This window comes from Amycolatopsis dongchuanensis (genome assembly GCF_039542405.1).
Classification (GTDB): domain Bacteria; phylum Actinomycetota; class Actinomycetes; order Mycobacteriales; family Pseudonocardiaceae; genus Amycolatopsis_E; species Amycolatopsis_E sacchari.
In genome coordinates this window covers 1-1,250 of sequence record NZ_BAABIB010000115.1, presented here as the reverse complement: position 1 = coordinate 1,250, position 1,250 = coordinate 1, and the positions used below count along the sequence as shown (strand labels likewise).

The following is a 1,250-nucleotide window of genomic DNA, read 5'->3' as shown; positions in this document are numbered from 1 at the left end:
GCACGACAGGCCACCAACGGTCACCTCAACCCGGGACAACGTCCCTGAACATCACACCTAGCGCCGCGAGGCCCTCCTTCCTGGTCTTATCCCGGCCTTGGTGCCAAGCTGAGGGCATGCCTGTGGATGATCCGCCGACGGGTGAGGGCGCGCCGTCACTGCGGGGCACCCTGTCCCAGTTGCGGCTCCGCGAGCTGCTGGTCGAAGTGCAGGACCGCGTCGAGCAGCTCGTCGGCGCGCGCGACCAGATGGACGGGCTGCTGGAGGCGATGCTGGCCGTCGCCAGCGGGCTGGAGCTCGACACCACCCTGCGACGGATCGTGCACGCGGCGATCGACCTCGTGGACTGCCGCTACGGCGCGCTGGGCGTGCTCAACTCCGACGGCGTCGGGCTCGCCGAGTTCGTCTACGAGGGCATCGACGAGGAGAAGCGCAAGGAGATCGGGCACCTGCCGGAAGGGCACGGGCTGCTGGGCCTGCTCATCGACCAGCCCAAGCCGATCCGGCTCATCGACATCGCGCGGCACCCGGCCTCGTCCGGGTTCCCGGCGCACCACCCGCCGATGCGCAGCTTCCTCGGCGTGCCGGTCCTGGTGCGGGACAAGGTGTTCGGCAACCTCTACCTCACGGAGAAGGCCGGTGGGCAGCCCTTCACCGAGGACGACGAGGTCGTCGTGCAGGCGCTCGCCGCCGCCGCGGGCATCGCGGTCGAGAACGCGCGCCTCTACGAGGACGCGAAGCACCGCCAGCGCTGGCAGGAGGCCACCAGCGAGATCCGCGCGGAACTGCTGTCGCGGGCCGAGCCCGCGGAGGTGCTCGACCTCATCGCGAACCGGACGCTGGGCCTCACCAGGGCGGACTACACGTTCATCGCGCAACCGGAGGACCCGGAGCGGCCGCCGGAGGAGGTGGACGCCCTCGTCGTCACGGTCAGCGTCGGCCTGGACTCCGACGGGCTGCTCGGCCGCCGCATCCCGATCGACGGGTCCAGCTGCGGGGAGGCGTTCCGCAACGCGGCACCCGTGGAGACCCCGCGCCTGCGGTACGACCTGGACCGTGACCTCGACGAGGAGTTCGGCCCGGCGCTCGTCCTGCCGCTGCGGGCGTCGGCGGAGACCGTGTCGGGCGTGCTCGTGGCGCTGCGGCGGCCGGGCGCCGAACCGTTCGCGGCCGACCAGCTGCCCCTGGCGGCGTCCTTCGCCGACCAGGCCGCGCTCGCCCTCCAGCTCGCCGACGACCAGCGCCGCCTC

At 72.3% G+C, this 1,250-nt stretch carries 1 protein-coding gene; it reads left to right on the top strand.

What is annotated here, in order from left to right:
- Positions 1–116: 116 nt before the first annotated feature.
- Positions 117–1,250 (top strand): GAF domain-containing protein (locus ABFX51_RS29170; protein WP_346055570.1); only part of this gene is annotated, 1,134 nt, incomplete at its 3' end.